18 protein-coding genes and 1 pseudogene are annotated in these 20,844 nt (G+C 55.1%); 7 read left to right on the plus strand and 12 right to left on the minus strand.

Annotated features, from left to right (window positions below; translation table 11 throughout):
* Positions 1-76: 76 nt before the first annotated feature.
* The 3 genes from ACR0J1_RS16405 to ACR0J1_RS16415 all read right to left on the minus strand — a co-directional run bounded on the left by ACR0J1_RS16405 (position 77) and on the right by ACR0J1_RS16415 (position 2,883).
* The gene (locus ACR0J1_RS16405; protein ID WP_480733594.1) at positions 77-1,426 is read right to left on the minus strand and encodes a DUF1173 family protein; all 1,350 of its coding nucleotides are present in this window, start codon (positions 1,424-1,426) and stop codon (positions 77-79) included.
* 527 nt (positions 1,427-1,953) lie between these two features.
* Entirely contained in the window at positions 1,954-2,412 is a 459-nt protein-coding gene (locus ACR0J1_RS16410) for a thermonuclease family protein (RefSeq protein WP_480733593.1), read from the minus strand.
* A 117-nt stretch (positions 2,413-2,529) separates the two neighbouring features.
* Positions 2,530-2,883 carry a hypothetical protein gene (locus ACR0J1_RS16415; protein ID WP_480733592.1) on the minus strand — a complete coding sequence of 118 codons (354 nt, stop codon included), beginning with the start codon at positions 2,881-2,883 and terminating at the stop codon, positions 2,530-2,532.
* A 178-nt stretch (positions 2,884-3,061) separates the two neighbouring features.
* Between ACR0J1_RS16415 and ACR0J1_RS16420 the strand changes: the two genes are divergently transcribed.
* On the plus strand, positions 3,062-3,823 hold the full coding sequence (locus ACR0J1_RS16420; RefSeq protein WP_480733591.1) for a hypothetical protein: 762 nt from the start codon (positions 3,062-3,064) through the stop codon (positions 3,821-3,823).
* A 46-nt stretch (positions 3,824-3,869) separates the two neighbouring features.
* Here the strand turns inward: ACR0J1_RS16420 and ACR0J1_RS16425 are convergent, their stop codons facing one another.
* Positions 3,870-4,853, minus strand: a complete 984-nt coding sequence (locus tag ACR0J1_RS16425) for an alpha/beta hydrolase (RefSeq protein ID WP_480733590.1) — start codon at positions 4,851-4,853, stop codon at positions 3,870-3,872.
* The gene (locus tag ACR0J1_RS16430; protein WP_480733589.1) at positions 4,846-6,480 is read right to left on the minus strand and encodes an RcgA family putative transporter; all 1,635 of its coding nucleotides are present in this window, start codon (positions 6,478-6,480) and stop codon (positions 4,846-4,848) included. The genes ACR0J1_RS16425 and ACR0J1_RS16430 overlap by 8 nt, the downstream gene beginning before the upstream one ends.
* A gap of 209 nt (positions 6,481-6,689) precedes the next feature.
* Here ACR0J1_RS16430 and ACR0J1_RS16435 point away from each other — a divergent pair, with 209 nt between their 5' ends.
* On the plus strand, positions 6,690-6,872 hold the full coding sequence (locus ACR0J1_RS16435; protein WP_480630649.1) for a hypothetical protein: 183 nt from the start codon (positions 6,690-6,692) through the stop codon (positions 6,870-6,872).
* A gap of 253 nt (positions 6,873-7,125) precedes the next feature.
* Entirely contained in the window at positions 7,126-10,335 is a 3,210-nt protein-coding gene (locus tag ACR0J1_RS16440; RefSeq protein WP_480733588.1) for an RCC1 domain-containing protein, read from the plus strand.
* Positions 10,336-10,529: 194 nt separating this feature from the next.
* Here the strand turns inward: ACR0J1_RS16440 and ACR0J1_RS16445 are convergent.
* From ACR0J1_RS16445 to ACR0J1_RS16475, 7 genes and pseudogenes are all read right to left on the minus strand, one after another.
* Positions 10,530-10,709, minus strand: a pseudogene (locus ACR0J1_RS16445) (IS3 family transposase); the annotation flags it as partial.
* Between the two features lie 233 nt (positions 10,710-10,942).
* The gene (locus ACR0J1_RS16450) at positions 10,943-11,590 is read right to left on the minus strand and encodes a glutathione S-transferase family protein (RefSeq protein ID WP_480733587.1); all 648 of its coding nucleotides are present in this window, start codon (positions 11,588-11,590) and stop codon (positions 10,943-10,945) included.
* An 82-nt stretch (positions 11,591-11,672) separates the two neighbouring features.
* Positions 11,673-12,965: an HlyD family type I secretion periplasmic adaptor subunit gene (locus ACR0J1_RS16455; protein ID WP_480733586.1), complete on the minus strand. Its 1,293-nt coding sequence runs from the start codon at positions 12,963-12,965 to the stop codon at positions 11,673-11,675.
* Positions 12,966-12,970: 5 nt separating this feature from the next.
* Positions 12,971-14,722 (minus strand): type I secretion system permease/ATPase, encoded by a 1,752-nt coding sequence (locus tag ACR0J1_RS16460; RefSeq protein ID WP_480733585.1) that lies wholly within the window; start codon positions 14,720-14,722, stop codon positions 12,971-12,973.
* A gap of 73 nt (positions 14,723-14,795) precedes the next feature.
* On the minus strand, positions 14,796-15,290 hold the full coding sequence (locus ACR0J1_RS16465) for an asparaginase domain-containing protein (protein WP_480733584.1): 495 nt from the start codon (positions 15,288-15,290) through the stop codon (positions 14,796-14,798).
* Positions 15,291-15,647 (minus strand): LysR family transcriptional regulator, encoded by a 357-nt coding sequence (locus ACR0J1_RS16470; protein ID WP_480733583.1) that lies wholly within the window; start codon positions 15,645-15,647, stop codon positions 15,291-15,293.
* A 24-nt stretch (positions 15,648-15,671) separates the two neighbouring features.
* The gene (locus ACR0J1_RS16475) at positions 15,672-16,052 is read right to left on the minus strand and encodes a hypothetical protein (protein ID WP_480733582.1); all 381 of its coding nucleotides are present in this window, start codon (positions 16,050-16,052) and stop codon (positions 15,672-15,674) included.
* Between the two features lie 487 nt (positions 16,053-16,539).
* On the opposite strand from ACR0J1_RS16475, the gene ACR0J1_RS16480 reads away from it, so the two are divergent.
* The 4 genes from ACR0J1_RS16480 to ACR0J1_RS16495 all read left to right on the plus strand — a co-directional run bounded on the left by ACR0J1_RS16480 (position 16,540) and on the right by ACR0J1_RS16495 (position 20,728).
* Complete coding sequence (locus ACR0J1_RS16480) at positions 16,540-17,151, plus strand: hypothetical protein (protein WP_480733581.1); 612 nt, start codon at positions 16,540-16,542, stop codon at positions 17,149-17,151.
* A 247-nt stretch (positions 17,152-17,398) separates the two neighbouring features.
* Positions 17,399-17,764 carry a VOC family protein gene (locus ACR0J1_RS16485; RefSeq protein WP_480733580.1) on the plus strand — a complete coding sequence of 122 codons (366 nt, stop codon included), beginning with the start codon at positions 17,399-17,401 and terminating at the stop codon, positions 17,762-17,764.
* 203 nt (positions 17,765-17,967) lie between these two features.
* Positions 17,968-18,864 (plus strand): NAD-dependent epimerase/dehydratase family protein, encoded by an 897-nt coding sequence (locus tag ACR0J1_RS16490; protein ID WP_480733685.1) that lies wholly within the window; start codon positions 17,968-17,970, stop codon positions 18,862-18,864.
* Between the two features lie 349 nt (positions 18,865-19,213).
* Complete coding sequence (locus ACR0J1_RS16495) at positions 19,214-20,728, plus strand: ABC-F family ATP-binding cassette domain-containing protein (RefSeq protein WP_480733579.1); 1,515 nt, start codon at positions 19,214-19,216, stop codon at positions 20,726-20,728.
* The last annotated feature ends 116 nt before the right edge of the window (positions 20,729-20,844 follow it).

A 20,844-nucleotide genomic window follows, 5' to 3' on the forward strand; every position in this document is an offset into this window, starting at 1 on the left:
AATCGCGGCCTCGTCATTCTGAGCAAATGCCGGGGCTGCTGCTGTCCATAGAAAAGCAAGAGTTACGAATGCGGCTTTAGCCATGGTCGCCTGCTCCTTTAGGAAGAATGGGGCTATCCCAGATCGTGTCGCGCTCATCGCCCGATGCGCGGCGCTCGTTTGCCGGTGATGGCCGCACACTCTGACCGGCAGCGCCCCCCTCCGGTGGTCGTGAGTGATGGCTGGAGGGGGACGCGCCACGATGCGGGAACGGGCTCATCGGCCCATCGTCAAACCAGCACCAACTCGCATAACGGCCTTCCTCAGAGGCTTTGGTGAGAAGTGCCAGCGCCCCTGCATCTTCGGGATTGTCGGCAACAAAGACGGCAACCGGATCTGTGGTATCCAGCAGCACGGCCGATGCGATCGGTGCGTCCACCGGCAGGTTGAACCGCAATTGCTTTTGAAACGCGCGGCTCTGTTCGGTCAGCGCATTCAGCACGTCCAGTTCGCGTAGGCCTTCAAACGGGATCCAGTTGTCCGTCACCAGCATCATGCTGATTTCATGCAGAACCGGATAACCCGCCTTGGCGATGGAGAAGCTGGCGATCAGGATGGCATGGCCGGACCCCATCGCTTCGATGAGGTGCAACTGGTCGGCAAACACCTTCTCGAACTTTTGTGCCAGATCCACGTCAGCGAAAAATGAACAGTCAGGCGCGTGTTTGAAGATGAACCGCGCGCCATGCGCCGTTGGTTCCATGGCCTTGTATTCTGCCACCACCAAACCAAACGGAGTTGCACCGCGCCCATCTGGTCGGAGGTTGGCAAAGATCCGGTTCCGCCTGGCAACAATCTCAGCCTTGTCATCGACCCTGAAGTATTCCGGCACATAGAGGAAGCGAAACAGGTCCTGGCCCTTGACGATCTTTCCTACCGCCGCTCGGCACAGCGCGTGATAGATCACACCCCAGAACCGCTTGCTCTGCATCCTAGGATACCACTTTCCCAAGTCAGCCTCATGCCACAGGAAGTGAAGAACGCTGGTGATCGTCAGTTTGCGTGGGGCAACCTTGGCCTCGGTTGGCTTTGCGCCGGTCTGTTCCGGCGCGATGCGGCTCTTGCTGTTTTTGCGCAGCGGAAATCCAAGTTTGAGCGTGGTTGTCCCAGCGTCAGGATCTTCAGTTATGGCCGACGTCTGGACCTGCGCCAGTCCGGATAGTTCGTCTGGAGGCAGGAATGACGGGCAACCGACTGCGTGATCGGGCCCGGTGCCGGGCATACGTTTGACGATGAACCTGCGGCCAACGGCAGCGACATACATGGGTGGCGCCGGAACCCGACAGCGGCATTCAACGCGATCACCGGCTTGGTGCGCCTGTGACAGGCAGGTTTGACCTGTTGCGCTATCGGGGTTAAGCGGCTTCTGCCAGAGATAGAGAGTCAAGGGCTTGGCCTTTCATCTCTTTGGTGCGGCGGCTTCTCGGCTTTGGTCTGAACATTGAGTGAGCAGCCGCCGCTTCCATCTTTCTGCACTGCGCGCGAACGGGGCTGGCGGACATTCGCAGGCTCTTGGGACAGCCACTGCCGGGTCGCTGCCGGTCGGCATCTTTCGGTTGGACCAACGCGCAGTACAGCTGTGTTCAGAATTTCTGGAAGGTCAGTACTACTGACATAGTTAACATAAAACGGATTACGCGGAATGCAACTGCGGCGCTTGCAGGCGTCTGACAGCCTGCAGGCTATTAGATCCACGAATGGTTCAAAAACCAGCCAAAGCTGAGGTCTCACGGTCGAAGTCATTTTGATTGACTCCGCCGCATAGCTGTCCTTTTTAGGAACAGCGTCGGGGTTTGCTGTTTGCTTCATTGTTACGGTTTTCTCTTGATGCGCGAGAATTGCCCCGGATGGCTTTGGGGCGTCTCTGGCCCTGTCAGTTGTTGGCGCAACCGACAGGGCCGTTAACTGCTCGATTTAGTTCTCTTCCTCCTGCTGCATTTTAGTTTCCAGTCTTTCAGCTCTTGCGCACCAGGACTGACGTTTGCCGCCCCAGTATTCGCGCGCGAGACCCTCAGAAATCAAAGTGACCCCAACATCGTGCCCGTCCACACGACCAACCGCTAGGAAGCGGCCATGCCTGTCGACGTCGTCTTCGACTTCAAGGTCGATGTACCCGGCCGTTTGGATGAGTTCTGTGAGCCGTTTCGTGGCTTTCAAACCCAACGCTTTTTCGGCGTCACATTGGGGTCGGTAAGTTTCGGGGGTATCGAAACCAACAAGCCGGTAGCTGTCACCGCCATGGTCAATCGTATCGCCGTCAATGACGGTCGCGTCAGCGGCGGGCACCCTCAACGTCGATTTCCGATGCCCGATCAGATCTGCGAGCAACGCTGCACAGAGTAGTATAGCCGTGAGAGAAAGAAGCTTTTTCACCTGGCTTGCCCTCCTACTGGAGTAGCAAAGCCAATCCCGTGAAAGACTCGGTCCAAAACATCGATTAGTGAAAACTGCTTACTGCGCCTTTCGGACTGTCCCGAAAGCGGTGCGACCTCAATCCTCGTCTTCTTCCTTATCGAAATCCAGGTTGATCTGCCCCCGCACACCATCTGTCGTAATGGTAAGATCTTTGTGGAGAGTAATGTCGCTGCCCTGTCTGAAGCGACTGTGAAAATTGAAGAGGCCCGGAAACAGTGACAGTCTTCGCGGAACAACCCCTTGGGACGTTGCCCTCTCTGAGATGAGGACGTTGTCCTTACCGTCGTAGCGGTAGATGCAAATGTATTGCGGACGTCCATTTTGCCCCAGCTCGACTAGGTCATACCGAAACTCATAGTCCTTACCTGATGCATCAAGGTCTCGTGCTTCACCTTGGGTGATCAATGGAAAGTTCTTTCTGTGCGGCATGGTCGTCCCCCTATAGGACGACTTCTTGCATTCTTTCGAATTCTCCGAAAGTTCTGATCTGGTAAAATCAATAATGCAAAATTTTAAATTTGCAAAACAGAAAATATGATGATCTAACTTTCTTGCAGAAATCAGCGCAAACGATCCTCGAACTCATTGCTGCCGAAAGGACAATACCATGTTTCGACTGAAGCTACTGGGATGCACATCAGCTATCGCTCTTGGATTCACCGCTCCGGCTTACGCCTACCCAATCGACTGTGCGATTTTCTTATGCCTTGCTGGAGGGTGGCCGAGTTCACCAGATTGTAATGCCGCTCGGGCCGAGTTCATACGGCGTATCACCCCCCTGCCGGTTGAACCGCCGCTTCAGCTCTGGCGTTGCCCAATGGGCGTAACCACTGGTTCTGCCGACAAGTCACCCATGCTGCGTCTCGACGCTATCAAATCGTTAAGTGCCAATCCCCTTCCTGAATTTCCCGGGACATATGGCAATACCCCTCAAGTTGTAGATGTCACTTACTCTCGGGACTCTTGGTCAATGCTCGATGTCTCTGATGCCTTGGAATGGGTACCGCTTGGAACAAGGGAAACACCATTGGCAACTGTCGGCGCCGGTTCCCCTGCCCTCTCTGAGCCCACGTTGGCCAACGTGAATCTATCAGCTCCTGATTTCGATGTAGTCCGATCCATACGGGTGTGGCACGTCCGTCACTACAGCTACAAAGTGCGTGAACGCGAAGGGCCTTGTGAAACGCGTTTGGATATGGATGTCGGATCCTATGACGAAAGCGCCAGTTTCGGTTGGTCCGATCGCGCACCTGGTCCGCGCCCTTCGTGGCTACCTCTCCGGCGACAATGTCCAAGCTACTACCGCGGCGTGGGTGTCGAATGGTCGGACATTTTTGGCCGCTACGACTATGTGCTCGTGCCATACTAGCGAATACAAACAGTGGCTATCTGAGCGCGGCCAGAACACGGCTGGCCTACGTGCTCGACGCTATCGGCATGTCTTTGTGCGTTGAGCCGAAAAGCTCACAAATCTGAGCCAACACGTTTTCGCGAACACTTGGCACCTCATACAAGACGTCGTGTCTCGCGTTTTGCATCAGCTCGAATTTCCCGTTTGGCCAACGTGTCATCCTGTCCTTGATTGCCGGAATTGCGACGATTTCATCCTCAGCGCCGCAAAACGTAAGACACGGGATGTCGGGAGATTTCAGTTTGGAAAGTACTCGAGTTTCTTTGAGGGCCTGAAACAACCAGGACATACTGGGCCCGCCAATCTGCTGGTCAGGCAAGGATACCGAAACGTTCTGATAATACTGGTACATATCAGGGTCATGTGTCAGTCGGTTGTCGTCGAAATCCGTTGTCAGCACATAGCTCTCGCCACGGGTACCAGGAGCATAGGTGGCGCCTTTTCCAAGAGCTTGAAACGCGCCTGATAGAGGCCATGCTCCGAGTCGTTGCAATGTCGGTAAGTTAATGTCCCAAAGGGGGGCCGTGAACGCGCATGCTGCGATTGGCATGCCTTCGATTATTGCACGCAGACCGACACACGCGCCCAGAGAGTGCCCAATGAGATACCAAGGCTGTGGCAGATTGAGAGACTTGGCCGCTTCTGCCGCGGCCGCAACGTCCTTCTGGTAATCAGAGAACCTGACGACATGGCCCATCATCGGATCTTCGGCGATCCTGTCGGAAAGTCCCTGGCCGCGCCAATCAACGGCGAAGGCAGTATAGCCAGCGCTATGGAGATATTCGACAGTACGTCCGTATTTTTCGATGTTTTCCGTTCTCCCCTGAAACAGGAATACAGTGCCCTTGGAGGATTTCTCCGTTGGCCAATAAGCCACCCGGAGGCGCACATTGTCATCGGCAAGTACCCAATAGGCGCACACATCGGATGGGCCTTCCGCGACATCGGGATGAATGGGGGCTTTATCCAGAGGAATCGTCTTAAGCATCTAGTTCTCTCGTTTTTGTTGCGTTCAGCCGACCTAAAGTGGGACGTGCAAGGAAACATGCAGCCAAGACTAGGGCCATAACCAAAAGGATCGTGAAGCCGGGAAACACACCAATGAGCATATAGGTCACCGTCAACAAGAGCAGGACCCCATACATCGCCATCAAGGACAATCTTTCCGCGTTCTCGCCGTTCAGCAGGCCCAGGCTGGTGACCGCTTTACGTATTCTGGCTGTGCAGATCACAAACACTGCGAAAATCACAAGCAGACAGAAGAAGCTGTAGTAGAAACCTGGCACATTCTGATGGAAGCCGTATCCGTTAGAATGCGGGCCACTACTCCGAATAGGGGCTTGCAGATCGGCTGCTAGCCAACCAACGATGTCCCTGCTGCCAGAGAGCAGGAAGCTGGCTTGAAGCTTCATCAAGATGGTGATCATCAAGCCCAATGAACAACACCGGAATACCCCAATCATCAACTCGTCGCCGATCCTTGCCAGACGTCGCCGCTGTTCTACAGCCCCATCGTGGGCGAGACCCGCAGAAAAATCGATGAAATCGTCGGTGAGTGTATAGAGGACGATCAAGCCGGCAAAGAACAGATAGGACCCAAAAGCATTCAGCAGAAAGACGAGCCCGGAGAAAACAATGGCGTTCGGAACCGAAACCAGATCATGTTGGAAGATCGCAATTCTTCCCCAGTCTACCGGCCAGTTCCCTGCGTTTCCAGTTAGCAATGGGATCAGGTATGTTTCCACCCAGTTGAAAGCTGAGGCTATCAAAACGGTCACAACAAACACTGCCCAATAGACATAGGACATCGTTGTAACCCTGCTTGCCCAGCTTGTTCGTGGCGACTTGGAGCTCAAATTCGTTACTACGTCAGTTCGCCATTCTTCTTTCCACTGCTTTAACAGATTAATCAACACGGCGAGATAGATTGGTAGAAGTACAAGGAAAACGACTGTCCAATTCGGGGCCCACAAAAAACCGACTTGCTTTGTCGTACCGGTTGGAAGTGCGAAAAGAACGTTGTGAATGTTCAATGAAAACGACATCAGCCCCAAAGCGGTGGCGGCGGCGAACACGACGGCAGGCAAGCCCAATGAAGAACGAGCACTAAATATCGCCTCCGTTCGCCCGGCCAACCCCGGGATTTTCGTCGGCTCCACCCTCTTGTCGCCTTTCGTTGTGCTCGTGCGAGCATTTTGCTCTCCGTCTTTGGTCGCGCCGGCAGAAAGCTTCAAATCGCGTTTTTGAATGCTCCGCCTCTCTCGTCGCTTTGTTGCTAATCGTCTGTTGGCAGCATTGAGTTCCGCCCTCCACGCCGTGATGGCGTCAGGATCGTCACAGCCGAATACACGTGCCAGCCAATGAATGTTGTCGGCGCTAATACCCTTGTCATTGTCCTGAAACCAATGCTGGACGGTCCGAAGGTCTACGCCCATTTTGTTGGACTCGAATTGCGAGACTGTGCTGGCAAGAAGTTCTGGCGTCCAAGAGCCGACTGGTAGTCCGATTTCATCGGTCGGAAGACCAGCGCCGACAGACATCAAGTACTTAAAGAGCTCTTTGATGTCGCTGCCGTTGTTCGGCGGAGGAACAAAGTATTTCCCGCGCTTGATCAATGGCTTCCACGCTTTTGTTTCGTTCCATTTCGTCCTGTGTCGTTTCGTTTCGTGCGATTGTCAACGAGCCGAGATACTCAGCTAAAAGTTGAGCAATTTCCTGCCTCATTCCAGAAGTGGAACGCAAAAGTCGAACAGTGAAAAGTCCCCTGCCCTCCGGTTGACGTTGGATTTTGAGGAATGGACTTGTAGGACACCAAGGAACGAAAATGCAGACACAGCAACCAAACGAGCGTGCAAAGAGAGCCGAACCGATCATTGAGGTGCAGGATGCCCGTACCGGCAAAACAATGGTGCTTGTCTATGCTTGGAACAACGGACAGGTAAGCGTCGCATCTAACAGCGAGTTAAAGGTGGTCGAGCTTTCTCCGTCAGCGCGACTTCGTCTTTGAGAAAGTGATCCTCATGTTTCGTCGAATGCCTCGCGATCACTGATCTTAACATAATACAGTATGGCAACTATGAGATTAGACCAGTTTCCCTACCCTGGAATGAATTGGTGCCGCAGTTCAAGTATCTTTGACCCGAATGCTGGTATCGCACAACCGGCAACCAACTGGACAAGGTTAAGGCGGCAGGTTAACAAGCCGTGAACCCAGCGAGAGTGCAAGGTCTCATTGCAACTTGAATTTGGGGGCCACACACATGGCAAGAGTTATCTCCCGCGCGCCCAACGGCGTGCTTGTTGGTGATCAACGCAAAGATCAGATCCTTCTGCTTCAGGATGTCGACGGCGACGGCACCGCATCCGGCGCTGGTGAAACGACCGTTTTCTTGGATGGAGAAAATGCATCGGGACTAGCTGATCCGACCGCCAATATCTTCACGATCCATCAGGCGTCAGACAAATCCGTCTATGCCGGTGACGGCACCACCGATACAGTCTATCGTCTGCAGGACCTCAACAATGACGGTGACGCGCAGGACACAGGAGAAGCCAATGTCTGGTTTTCAGCGGATAACGCAGCCGGATTTTCGACGGTTACGCCAAACGGCATCCACGAAGGCAGCGACGGCGCGATATATATTGCAAATGCCGGTGTAAGATCAGCGCCGCAGGACGCGATTTACAGCACTGTTGATCTGAACGGTGACGGTGATGCGAATGACGAAGGTGAAGCGACCCTCTGGCTGGATGTGAAGACCATCGTCGACACCGCTGTACCGTTTGATCTGAGTTTTGATGGCGATGTTGCCTATCTGAGCGATCTGGCCGGGGCCGCGGCGGACGTGATCTATCGCATCGAGGATGTGAACGGGGATGGCACGATCCAGTTGGATGAAGTGACGACATTCATCACGGATGACATGAGTTTCGGCGCGCCGGTTGATATTGCCAATGCAACGGCGATCGACGGGTCCGTCTACACGCTCACATGGTTCGCAACCGGAGGGGATATCCTCAAGCTGTATCGTCTAACGGATCAGGACGGATCAGGCCAGATTGACGACGCAAGCGAAGCGGTCGAGGTGTGGAACGCTGATGCCCTGTCCGAGGGTTTCGATGCCGCGATCGGATTTTCCGTTGCGGCGGATGAGGATGGCAATGTCGTCCTGACCGGCAATGACTTTGGCGGTAACAGCCATGTGATCTCGCTGAGCGATCTGAACGGGGATGGCGATTTTCTGGATGAGGGCGAGACGCTGGTCTTCGGCTCGAACACCTATGACGATCAACTCGACCGCGCCCGCGCCGTCGAGTATTTCGAGGGCACCGCGCAGGTGACCGCCGCGACTGTCGGCGCGGGCAATCACTTCTCGGTCTTTTTGGATACCGAAACCAACACGCTTTATACCAGCGGTGAGAATGTTGTTGGTCAGTTGGGCAATGGCGCGACGGGGTTTGATGTGAAAACCCCTCTGGCCGTGCAGATGCCCGAAGGGTTCGATGCCAAGATTGTCTCGGTTTCCGCCGGTCTGCTGCACACGACCTTTCTGACCGAAGATGGCGATGTCTATGCCTTTGGCTTCAACAATCGCGGGCCGCTTGGCACCGGTGACGAAGACACCCGGACCACTGCTGTGAAGGTTGAGGCGCTGGATGACGTCAACATCGTGGCCATCGAAAACGGCAATGGCGTTTCTTATGCGATGTCTGACACCGGTCAGCTTTATGCCTGGGGATCCAATTCAAACGGTCAACTGGGTCTGGGCGATCAGGACACGCGTCTGGAACCCACCGTTGTCGAAGCACTGGCGAATGAAACCGTGGTTTCGGTGTCATCCGGCACATCTTTCACGCTGGCGCTGACCGCAGATGGTCAGGTCTGGGCGTTCGGCAGCAACACCGACGGTCAGCTCGGCTCGCCCGATGCGCTGGAAGAAGACGGAAGCCCCGCGCGGCGTGCAACAAGCCCTGTTCTGGTGGACGGCCTGCCGGATAACCTGACATCGGTGACAGCCGAAACCAAAACCTCGTTTGCCGTTACCGAGGACGGCCGGGTCTTTGGCTGGGGTGAATCGCGGTTCGGTCAGTTGCTGCAAGGCACGGACAACGGCGACGGCACCTTTGCCGTGGATCAGGCCGATGTGCTTACGCCAGTTGAGTTGACCGATTTCCTGCCCGATGGCGTTGTCGAGATCAAAGGCGGCGCGCGCTGGTTCATGGCGCTGACCGAGGATGGCGACGTTTACGCCTGGGGCCCGAATGACGAAGGCCCCACTGGTGGCCTCGACGGCGATCCGGCAGCGGAAACCGATGCGACCTTCTATCCGACTCTGGTGGCAGAGTTGGACGATGTGAACGTGGTTGAGCTGCATACCGGTCCGAATTCGATCATCGCGGTGACCGATACGGGTGAGATCTTCACCTGGGGCTCGAACTCGGACGGGCGGTTGGGCTTCTCGTCAGAGGGCTCTGTCTATGCGCCGACGCAGATTGAGTTGGGCGGTGAGGCCGATCCGTTCCTTGTTTCCGCCGATCCCGGCGACAACGGGCGTGATATCTCGAACGACGCTGAACTGACCTTGACCTTCACTGAAGAGGTGAATACGTGCGAAGGCACTCTGACGTTGGTCAACCGCGACACGGGCGAGCGGGTTGAAATCGACGTGACCGACACCCGGCTTGTCTCATTCGATGGCGAAAAGGTTGTCGTGACACCGCCCGAGCATCTGGACACCGATGCGCGCTATTATGTCGAGATAACCGAAGGGGCCTTTGTCGATCTGGACGGCAACGCGTACGAAGGCATTGCCGCAGGTGACACATCCACCTTCAACTTCACCACCAGCGAGATCGCAGCAGACTCCGAGCCTGCTAGGGGCACGCGCAAGGACGATCTGCTGCGTGGCGGCTCTGATGATGACTACCTCAATGGCGGGCGCGGTGACGACATCGTGTCGGGGGCCGGTGGGGATGACCGACTAAAAGGCGGTCGGGGCAACGACACCTTGCTGGGCGGGGACGGCGATGACCGTCTGAGCGGCGGCTGGGGCCATGATGATCTGGTCGGCGATACCGGCGACGACAGGCTCAGCGGTGGCTGGGGCAATGACTCACTTGACGGCGGAGACGGTGACGACAACCTGAACGGCGGCTGGGGGAACGACACTCTTGCTGGTGGCGCTGGCGATGACCAACTGACCGGTGGTTGGGGTGTCGACAACTTCGTCTTTAACGGAGGTCACGACACAATCCGTGACTTTGATGCGGGCTTTGACTGGTGGTTCTGGTCCCGTCCAGGCGATCAGGTCACCATCGACATTGACGGAATCGACAGCTTTGACGACCTCATCGCCGCCGCCGATCAACAGGGCCGAAACACCGTGTTTGACCTTGGCGAGGAAGACAGCCTGACCCTGCGCAACACCTGGATCTGCGATCTGGACAGCGACGCGTTCAACTTTGTCTAAACCCCAAGCTGACCGCGCGGCCTGAAAGTCGCGGGATCAGGCGCGTGACGCTCGGACCCAAGCTGGTGCAGGCGTCGCGCCACACCGCCGCACCGGCGACATCTCTCCTTGCCCCACAAATACCTTACAGCTATTGTCAGCTTTTGAGTGGGTGCATAATTTACTGTTCAGTAGCTTAGAGTTGGTACATTTTAGTGTAGGCTCGGGGCTCTTCTTTGACGGCGGCACAGTTCGGCAATGCTGTCTTCACCACGAAGACCGTCTAAAATAATACGGATCTTCTCCTCTGCCGAAAGCTGGCGTCGTGCCTTCCTGCTGATTTCTTTAATGACCCACTCTGCAGAGGCTTTCTGTTTCCCGGATTTTATTCTCATCTCCACTCTCTGATGGTTATGATGAGCCTGAAATCCTCTGCTACGCAATCAACCTATTCTGTTCCAGGGGTGCTGATGGCAGACAGCTGGCCCAGAATGATATTCAGGGGCTGATCGGTTCAGGCATTCTGAATCCCGCAAAGTCGCGATTGCTGTTGGCGGCGGGTATTATGGCTGGCCTGTCGTGGAATGATCTGAACGGTGTTTTTCAACGGTATGCTTGATATCGGCGATCAGGCGTCGGGCAAGCCTGGATTTGTAGTCTGAAGGCTTTCGCGCGGTGCTACCCTATCCCACCATCTGGCTAGCGCAGGATAGCTACCGAGCGCATATTGACCTTCCGGTGCTTGGACAAAACAAGCAATCATTGGAGCAAGGTGACAATCGGCAATTGTAGTTCTTTCCTTATTAAGGACGTACCCTTCATCCGCGATTGTGTTCAAAGCGCGAAGCACCGTCATTGATGTTTCCATCCCGGATGTGATCTCGGTTTCATCACCCGCCTCGCCTATCGCTGGCCGAAAAACCCGATGGGCAAAAACCTGTCGAACCATGGAGCGGTAGCCATAACTGTCCAGTATTGAGATAACCTGAGTTGCCCGTGTCAGCGGTTTAGCCGAGGTTGGAACAAGGGAAGGGCCATCGAATGCGGCATCGACATACCGCACGATCGCCGATGTCTCATAAACATCAAATGCGCCATGGCTTAGGACCGGCACGCGGCCAAAGGGGTGTCGTTTGAGATAGTCTTCAGGGATGTCGTTGGCGAATGGATTAACTTCTTCGGTATCGTATTTCACGCCTTTTTCGTGCAGCGCGACACGGGCAATGCGATTGTAGACACTGTATCTATATCCACGAAGAACTACCGGCTTTGGCATGAGTGCTTTGTCCCCAAAAAGTTCGCGACCAGTCTTAGTCGGGTCTTTTCATGAACTCATAGCAGAGAATATGGATCCTGCGTCACTCTTCTCTCATTGCGTATTGCCAATAGTCACGGATCGGTTTGAGCAGGAAAGACGCCGGCGTTCTGGCATCTGTTTGCAGGAACGCGCTGACTGGCATACCGGGGCGGAGTTCTTGCCCATCAATGATAGCATCAAAACCGTCGTTAAGGGTGAGTTCGGCCGTATAGTAGCGCCGACTTGTCGCTTCATCGACCAGCGCATCAGCCGAGACACGGCTCACCTGCCCGTCTAGCTCCGGTGTCAAATTCGTATCGAAATTCGGAAACGTGATTGTGGCCGACTGACCGACAAACACCCTGTCGATTTCACTGGGATCAACCTCGACTGTCAGGGTCAGCGGCACATCGTCAGGAACAACGTAGGCCAGTTCGGTGCCAGCCGGTGCCACACCACCTACGGTATTGGCGCGTAGATCAAAGATCCGTCCGGACATTGGGGCGCGAAGCACGAGCCTCGCAATATCCGTCTCGATCACGCGCAGCCGCTCGCGCAACTCCGCTGCTCCTGGCTGAATATCTCGCAGTTCTGCTTGCGCAGCTTCAAGAAAAGCGGCTTCTTGCGTCAGGCGTTCAACCTCAAAACCAGCGATCCCGCTGCGCGCCTCGGCAATGCCGGCTTCCAGTTCACCGATCTCACCTTCCAACTGTGCGACCCCACGGCGAAGCTCGCTGACGCGGCGGGCGTCCGTCAGACCACGCTCAAGCAGGTTCTCCTGAGTGCCCAGGTCGCTTTGCAGAAGGTCCAATCGACGCCGTGCGGCCTCGAGCTGTGTTGTCCGGCCCCGTATGATGGCCTCGGTTTGGGTCTGTCTTTCGAGGAGTTGCGCGTTTGTTTGGGTCAGCGTCAACCGACGCGCGGCAAACAGGGCCGCTTCGTCATTCAGTACTTGCAAAAAGCCTGGAAGATCGCCGAACAGTTCCTCTAACCCGTCTCGGAACGTGACTTCTTGGGCCTGTCGCAGCTCTGAACTCAAACGATCAAGTCGGGCGACGCTTTCCAATAGCTCACGGCGGGTGAGCGCGCGTTGCGCCTGAAGTTCTGTGTCATCGAGTGTCAGGATGGCGTCGCCTGCTGCGATGCCGTCCCCTTCTCTGACATGCAAAGCTGTGATGAGACCGCCGGTCCGGTGTTGGATCGCTTGCTGGCGCGCTTCGACACCCACCTGCCCGGATGCCACGACCGCACCTGAAACCTCAGTCAGACCTGACCAGACTGCGATACCACCAAACCCCAAGCCCATCACAATCAGGCCGCGCAGCAAGTATCCGCGAGGAGACCAATCAGACATGGTGTTTATCCTCCGTTGCTCTGTGCGGGATCGCTGGTTTGCGCAGCCACAATAGCCGGACGGTTCTTGACGAAACGTTCCAGCATTTCGTCGCGAGGGCCAAAGCCACGCATCCGGCCTTTGTCGAGAAAAAGCACCTTGTTGCATTCCAGCAAAGCTGCCGGGCGATGTGACATCACAAGAGTGATTTTGCCCGCATCGCGTGCCTGACCAATGGCATGGTTCAGCGCCTTGGCCCCTTCTTCATCGAGGTTGGCGTTGGGCTCATCGAGCACGAGCAAGACCGGATTATCATAAAAGGCACGCGCAAGGCCGATGCGCTGTCGTTGCCCGCCGGACAAGCGAGATGAGCCATCTGTCAATTCAGTGTCGTACCCATCGGGCAGCGCCAGAATAAGGTCATGGGCCGCTGCGAGCCGCGCGGCAGCCACAACGTCGTTAGCGGTCGCATCTGGATCGAACCTTGCCACGTTCTGCGCAATAGTGCCGGGGAACAGAACCGCATCCTGTGGCAGATAACCCAGATAACGGCCGAGGCGATCCCGGTCATACTGAGACAACTCCGCGCCATCGAGGCGAACTTCGCCGCGTGCGGCGGGCCAGAGCCCCACCAGCGCCCGCGCAAGACTTGACTTGCCGGAGCCCGATGGACCGATGACCGCGATACTGTCTCCGGGTTCTGCTGAAAAGCTTACCCCTTGCAAGGTGGGCGCATTTCCACCCGGCGGCACGACTGCGAGATCTTTGACAGCCAGACGCGCTTTCGGGTTTGGCAGGGCCGTCTTTTCTTTCGCCGGTGGAATGCGGCTGAGAAGCTCCGCCAAAGACGTCCATGCCCGAGATGCGCGCTGGATCGCGGGCCATTGCCCCATAGTCTGTTCAACAGGTGCCAGTGCGCGGCCCAAAAGGATCGACCCGGCAATCATCGCGCCCGGCGTGAGCTGGTCAAGCAGCACAAGATATGCCCCCAAACCAAGGATGGCTGATTGTAAGAGCAGTCGAATGGCCTTTGTTGTGGCAGCAAGCGCACCACCGGTGTCCGATGCTTTCATGCTAGCCGCTATGGCCGCATCCTGCGCAGTTTGCCAGTTCGCCCTGAGTGGCGCAGCCATACCAAGGCCGACGACTGTTTCAATTGACCGGCGTGTTGTGTCCGAACTTGTCTCGGCCATTCGAGACATCCGCGCGGCCTCAGACTGCGCCGCCCGTGTGCGCCATTGGTTCAGTAGTGCAAGGCCGAACACAAGTAATACGCCGACAATCGCAAAATATCCGAGCCATGGGTGAAACAGAAAAAGGATCAGGACAAAGAGAGGCGTCCAGGGCAGGTCAAACACAGCACCCGTGTTGGGGGCAGCCAGGGTTGATTGGACAGATGACAGGTCGCGCAACCCGATCGCCGGCGCATTGCGATAGCCTGGCATCTCTGCCTGACGCAACACGGCGCGAAACACGCGGTCAGACAGAGCCTCGAAAAACCCTGCTCCGATCCGTGCCAGCATCCTGCCGCGGACATGATCCAGCAAGCCAAGTAGGCCATAGAGGAATACGACGATGGAGAACAGCACCAGAAGCGTTGCCGATGATCCGCTTGCAATCACCCGGTCATAGACCTGCAACATGAACATCGGCCCGGTCAGCATGAGGATATTGACCGCAGAACTGAACAGCGCCACGCCGAAAAACGCACCACGCCATCTGAACAGAGCGGTCCTCAGTTCCCGGCGACCGGATGAGAGATCAACTGGACGGGACATTCAGGTTCCTATTCCACGAGTGCCGTTTCTGGCCAGACCTGCCGCATTTAACAGGTAAGCATTAAGAAGCTGTTCACACATCGAAGCGTCCGGCCTTCTGGTTCTTTTCAAGATCCTGGGCGTTAAAAACGCATCCGTTCATGACGCCATAGATTCCCGCGGGCAAGGTTTGCGCAGCAACAATTGAACCGCCGAGATTGAAATCAGCGTCCGAATTGCCCAACGAGAAAGGGCGCATGGCCCCGGTCAGCACGATGGTCTTGCCGCGGGTCTTCCCATCCAGGTATCTTGCGGTTTCCTCCATCGTGCTGGTCCCGTGGGTGATCACAATGCGCGTCTCAGTTTGCTCGCTGATGGCCTTGAGGATGTCTTGCCGGTCTTCCTCGGTGAAATCGAGGCTATCTTTCTGACAGATTTGCCGGACTACCGGAAAATAACATCTGCCAACTTTGAGAACTTTCTCGACCTGATTTTCACCGGAGCTTGGAAAGGAAAGTGCTTCTTCAAACTCGTTATGCACCTTTTCGAGAGTGCCACCGGTTGCCAGAATTGCCAAAGAGTTGTCCAACTATATTTTTCCTCTTTCCAGAAGACACACGACCTGCTCTGCCACGAGGACAAATTGCTCTCCCGCGGAAGTCAGCCTGATCGGGTGTTCAGAACGATCCAGCAACTCCACCCCTGCCCAGCCCTCAAGAGATTTTATGCGCCGAGACAGCGCTGATTTTGTAATCAGGCGCTTGTCTGCGGATTGGCCGAAATACCCAGTTTCCGCTATTGCAATAAAATCCTCTAACCAGGCCAAATGCATGGTTGCAATCCTCATTTCTTTGGGACGTCCCCAGGTCAGGTATTCTTGCTCCAGCTTACGCTGAGCGCCCAAAAAGAAGGGGCGAGCTACATCCAGCCCGCCCCATCGTTTCAAGTAGGCTGTTAGACCGTGGGTTGATCAGCCAAAGAAGTCCCAGAAAGCGTCAAAGTCGAAGGAGCCGAAATCAAAGCTCTGGTCGCCATCGTTGAAGCCCTGGAAGTTGATGCTCTGATCACCATCATTGGTGCCACCAAAGTTCACGCTCTGGTCACCGGTGTTCACGTTGAAATCATCGTCACCACCGCCGAAGTTCGCATTCTGGTCGCCAGTGTTGAAGCTGAAATTGTCATCACCGAAGGTGACCGACTGAGTGCCGGTGTTACCTTCCGCGTCACCGAAAGTGACGGACTGGGTGCCGGTGTTGCCCGACGCGTCACCGAAATTTACGCTTTGGGTGCCGGAGTTGACGTTGTTGCCTTCGTTGCTTCCAAAGACGATGTTTTGTGTTCCTGTGCTCATTTTAAGCTCCTATTTGGATATGGATAAGAGCGCTGCGCATCTTATCGGGAAGTGAATTCTGTTAGCCAGTTCGCTTGTGCCTCGCTGGCGATGTCCGATCACCTAAGACCGCCGGATTTGTAAGGCAATTGAGAAATCAGCAAGTTGCGTTGACGAACACGCAACGCTTTGAAATAACGAACTAAATCGGGATTCTACCTTGAATTATTGTCGAAATATAACGGAGGCATCGGCGGCTCTGTGAGTTGAAAACACTCTGATGCGATGTTCGAAGATCCCTGAATGGTGCAAAACAGGAGAAACCGATCTCGTTCAGGGATGAAAACGTGTTTTGTCCCGAATCGAATGGCTCTTACGGTAGTTCCGGATTTGAGTAAGGTGCCCAAAAAATATAGTGACACAGACTCGAATCGGGATCGCCGTAGGCTCGAATTCTGGCATGCAGAGCTTGAACTTTGGCGGGGCGTCGGGAGGAACGGGAGCGAACATGATCGTTGTGGTGGAGGGTATAAGCGCGGCAGGCAAGACGACTTGGTGCCGGAGCCACGCTGGCGAGCACTTGATCCCCGAAACCTTTCCATCCGATCGCGGCAACCAACCGGCGCAAGGTCTGGCGACCGCACGCTACTGGACCGACTGGAACGTGAAGCGGTGGCGCGACGCCCTGGCGATGGAAGCTGCTCGGGGACTTGCGGTATGTGACACCGATCCACTAAAGCTTCACTACTCATGGACGCTGTTCCAAGCTGGCGCTGGCGAGCGCGCCCAGTGGGAGTTGCAGACTCAAACGACACGCGAAGCTATCCGAGATAGAAGGATCGGCTTCGCGGACGCGTACTTAGTGAAGATTATCGACCCTGATACGGCTCGCAGGCAAAGTGATAGAGATAAGACAAGAGTTCGGACGCGGTTCAACCTTCACGTCCGCCTCCAAGAATCGCTCGTGCGTTGGTATCGTGCCCTAGACGCGGTTTTATCTGGACGCGTCCAACGGCAACTGCCGCATGGAGGTCTGTCGATCGACGAACTGCGTTCGAACGAGCTCCGCTATAACTGGGAAGCGTTCGATGCATTCATCGCCTCGCTGGAGGATGCGTAACAGTTTCAACCTATCTCCTTAGGCCACGGACTTTCTAGCATAGCGCAGCGAACGGCAGTAAAACCCGCGTCTTAACGGTTCATGCGACGCACAGGTAAAATCGATCCAACCCAGACCGGCTCTTGATGCAGATCGCTGCAAAGGTGCCTGGAGCGCCCAAATCGACGGCATTGCGATTTGCAATTTGATATTGCATACGACGGTGTACTGAATATTGTGGCCTGTGTAAGTCGGAAGATCGGTCAGGATGATTGAAGAACTGCATCATATCCAAATTGCTATGCCCATTGGTAAAGAAGACGACGCCCGCGATTTCTATTCTGGCGTATTGGGGTTTTTTGAAGTTGAAAAACCGAACGAATTGAGCGGTCGCGGAGGTGTTTGGTTTGAAAGTCAAAATGTGCGCTTGCATCTAGGGGTAGAAGAGCCTTTTGCACCTGCAAGGAAAGCTCATCCGGGCTTTAGGGTTGGTTCACTGGAGAATGCAGTCGCACTTTTTAAGGCGGCATGTATTGAGTTTCGACCCGACATTGATCTACCCGACATCAAGCGAATATATGTAAGCGATCCGTTCGGAAATCGCATAGAAATACTAGAAGTAGCCACCACGTAGCGTTCCGCTTCAAGGGCAACTAAGTCTGCATAGCTGTCACAAGCCACTGAAAATCGGGCGCTGCAGCGCCACAAGGCCGCTCTGAGCCCAAAGTGCCGAATGCTGCAGAGTGTTCGAAGGTCCGTTTCTGTAGAATTAGTGCTTGATCTCAACTTAGGTTGAGGTTGTAGACGTTCGATTTGTCTCAAATTGGAGGACGATTGATGCAGGTATTCATATTGGGCGGCACAGGTACAATCGGAACTGCTGTTGTTGCGGAACTGGTGCGCCGAAACCATCAAGTCTTGGCTTTAAGCCGTTCGGAAAAGTCTGACGGACTACTCATGTCCGCTGGCGCGAAACCTTTCAGAGGCAATCTTACGGAACCGGACAGTTGGACAAATGCAGCTGTCTCATCCGATGCGATCATTCAAGCTGCTGCGACGTTTGGTAAAGATATGGGAGATGTGGACGCCAAAGCGATGAAGGCCTTGGCGCTGGCGGCGGAAACAAAAAGCGACCCGACCCGCCTGATCTATACTGGGGGATGCTGGCTCTACGGCGAAACTGGCGATGAGATCGCACTGGAAGATCGGCCATTTGATCCACTGCCCTCGTTTTCTTGGATGGTTACGCATGCCCAGATGCTCCTGGGCGCCCCTAATTTGCGCACGGCTGTTGTCCATCCGGCAATGGTGTATGACATGCGTGACGGTGGCGTGTTTCACCGCTTTTTGTCCGCTGCGAAGACTGGTCAAAGAATTGAAATCTGGGGAAGTAGGGCGACACGTTGGCCGCTGATCGAAAGCTCTGATTTGGCCCGAGCTTATTGCGACCTCGTGGAACGCTCTGACCTTGTGGGGTATTTCAATGCAGTTGCCGAGGAAGGCGTCACTGTAGGCAAGATCACTTCCGAGATATCCGGAGCCTACAGGTCTCCAGCAGAACCGATCATCCACTCTGTAGATGATGTCGTGAAAGAGAATGGTGCCTGGGCGAAAGGCCCGACCCTCGATCAACAGATGTCAGCGCGGAAATTACGGTCAACTGTTGGCTGGCAACCGCGCTTCATTGACTTCGCCGAACCCATCTCCCGGTGGATAGCAGACCTTCGGGCTTAGCCTACGTAAGGCAACATCGTCCGCTTTGCAGTCGTTCTCGCTGTTCAAACCAATCGAAACTGCTCAATGACCGCCCTGAGCCCACACCTACAATTTTTGGCAATGCGGCAAAGGTCTGCTTTTCTCATCGAGCCGCTTGCTGAGACGGGAATTGTTTTTTAAAGTCTGAGCACACAGTCACAATCTACAACGGGAGGGCACAAGCTGAACATGCGTATCATCCGCCGACTTCAGCATGGTCCCCGTTTCGCCCTGTAAATGCGTTTGCAGGGCGGGCCCGAGAAACAACCCTTCTATCGGTCTGCCCTAAGCCGCACCGCGGCACCTCTTTCTATGTGCAGAGACTCCGATGACTGTGATGAACATCAACGCTTTAAGCGTAATCCGTGGCAACGTCCTTTTCGATGAACTGAACCTGACAATTTCCAAGGGTGATCGTATGGGATTGGTTGCCGCAAATGGGCGCGGCAAGACAACACTTTTGGAATGCATCGCCGGTCAATCCGAACAGACCAACGGGAGTATCGTCCGGGCGCGCGGTTTGCGGGTGGGATATGTGACCCAATATGTGCCGGAACGCGCTTATACCAAAACGCTCTATGAGTGGGTGCTTGGCGCCCTTCCTGCCGAGCAGGCAGAATACGAAAGCTGGCGTGTAGACGTTGTGCTTGGTGATCTGAGTGTTCCGTATGAGTTGCAGCATCGTCTGCTCAACGAATTGAGCGGCGGATGGCAAAGGACTGCATTGTTGGCTGCCGCCTGGAGTCAGGAGCCAGACATCCTATTGCTGGATGAACCAACCAATCATTTGGATTTGCATCGTATAGGTTTGCTTCAGAATTGGCTGTCTGCCTTGCCACGTGAGGTGCCCGTCGTGGTGACGTCTCATGATCGAGCATTTCTTGACGCGACCACCAACAAAACTCTGTTTTTGCGCGCGAAAAGGTCACGTGTTTTTTCACTCCCATTTTCGGCAGCGCGGGTGGCGCTTGATGAAGCGGATGCTGCTGACCAACGGCGTTTTGCCAATGACTTGAACAAAGCGCAGCAGCTGCGCAAGCAGGCGGCGAAGCTGAAAAACATCGGCATCAACTCGGGGTCTGATCTTCTGGTGACCAAGACCAAACAGCTAAATGATCGCGCGGCGCAGATTGAGGCGGGTGCCAAACCTGCCCACCACGAACGCAGCGCCGGTGATATCAGACTGGTGAACAGCGGAACTCATGCCAAAGCTCTGGTCACTTTGGATGACGCAAAGGTCGAAACACCAGACGGTCGCTTGTTGTACAAGACCGGGCGGAAGTGGATTTTGCCCGGAGACCGCATCGTGCTTTTGGGGGCCAACGGCACCGGCAAAACCCGATTGGTAAAGATGGTGCAAAGCGCACTCTCAGGGAATGATGGGACGGTCAAATGTGCCCCTTCGGTAGTGCCAGCCTATTCAGACCAGCATCTGAGCCAGCTTTCGGACAGCGACACACCGATGGTTGCTGTTACGGGGCAGTTTGACATTGGTGATCAACGTGCGCGTGGCGTTTTGGCAGGCGCGGGTGTGAACATACAGATGCAAGACACCAAAATCGGTGCGCTGTCCGGGGGGCAAAAGGCGCGCTTGGCAATGCTGATACTGCGGCTCAAAAATCCGAATTTCTATTTGCTTGATGAGCCGACGAACCATCTTGACATTGAAGGGCAAGAGGCGCTTGAGGATGAATTGATCACACACGGCGCTTCATGTTTGCTTGTTAGTCACGACCGCAGCTTCTTGCGAAATGTCGGCAATCGGTTTTGGCTGATCACAGATAAGGGTCTGGAAGAAACGGACAGCCCCGAGCCGTTTTTGGCGAGAGAGATGAGTTTATAGCGATCATTTTGGTCCAACATTTTGTGCAGGGCAGTCGCATCGAAACGGACTTTCGTGTGTTTTTAACTAAAGCTCACTTTGTCCGCGTCTTGCCAGTTCATGCGGCGCGCGGCGAA

The sequence above is a fragment of the Ruegeria sp. CJ3 genome (assembly GCF_056536725.1).

Bases quoted from the DNA above. Each gene is read 5' to 3' on its own strand.
- ACR0J1_RS16415 (WP_480733592.1), bottom strand. From the start codon at position 2,883: ATGCCGCACAGAAAGAACTTTCCATTGATCACCCAAGGTGAAGCACGA.
- ACR0J1_RS16420 (WP_480733591.1), top strand. From the start codon at position 3,062: ATGTTTCGACTGAAGCTACTGGGATGCACATCAGCTATCGCTCTTGGA.
- ACR0J1_RS16425 (WP_480733590.1), bottom strand. From the start codon at position 4,853: ATGCTTAAGACGATTCCTCTGGATAAAGCCCCCATTCATCCCGATGTC.
- ACR0J1_RS16435 (WP_480630649.1), top strand. From the start codon at position 6,690: ATGCAGACACAGCAACCAAACGAGCGTGCAAAGAGAGCCGAACCGATC.
- ACR0J1_RS16440 (WP_480733588.1), top strand. From the start codon at position 7,126: ATGGCAAGAGTTATCTCCCGCGCGCCCAACGGCGTGCTTGTTGGTGAT.
- ACR0J1_RS16450 (WP_480733587.1), bottom strand. From the start codon at position 11,590: ATGCCAAAGCCGGTAGTTCTTCGTGGATATAGATACAGTGTCTACAAT.
- ACR0J1_RS16455 (WP_480733586.1), bottom strand. From the start codon at position 12,965: ATGTCTGATTGGTCTCCTCGCGGATACTTGCTGCGCGGCCTGATTGTG.
- ACR0J1_RS16460 (WP_480733585.1), bottom strand. From the start codon at position 14,722: ATGTCCCGTCCAGTTGATCTCTCATCCGGTCGCCGGGAACTGAGGACC.
- ACR0J1_RS16475 (WP_480733582.1), bottom strand. From the start codon at position 16,052: ATGAGCACAGGAACACAAAACATCGTCTTTGGAAGCAACGAAGGCAAC.
- ACR0J1_RS16480 (WP_480733581.1), top strand. From the start codon at position 16,540: ATGATCGTTGTGGTGGAGGGTATAAGCGCGGCAGGCAAGACGACTTGG.
- ACR0J1_RS16485 (WP_480733580.1), top strand. From the start codon at position 17,399: ATGATTGAAGAACTGCATCATATCCAAATTGCTATGCCCATTGGTAAA.
- ACR0J1_RS16490 (WP_480733685.1), top strand. From the start codon at position 17,968: ATGCAGGTATTCATATTGGGCGGCACAGGTACAATCGGAACTGCTGTT.
- ACR0J1_RS16495 (WP_480733579.1), top strand. From the start codon at position 19,214: ATGACTGTGATGAACATCAACGCTTTAAGCGTAATCCGTGGCAACGTC.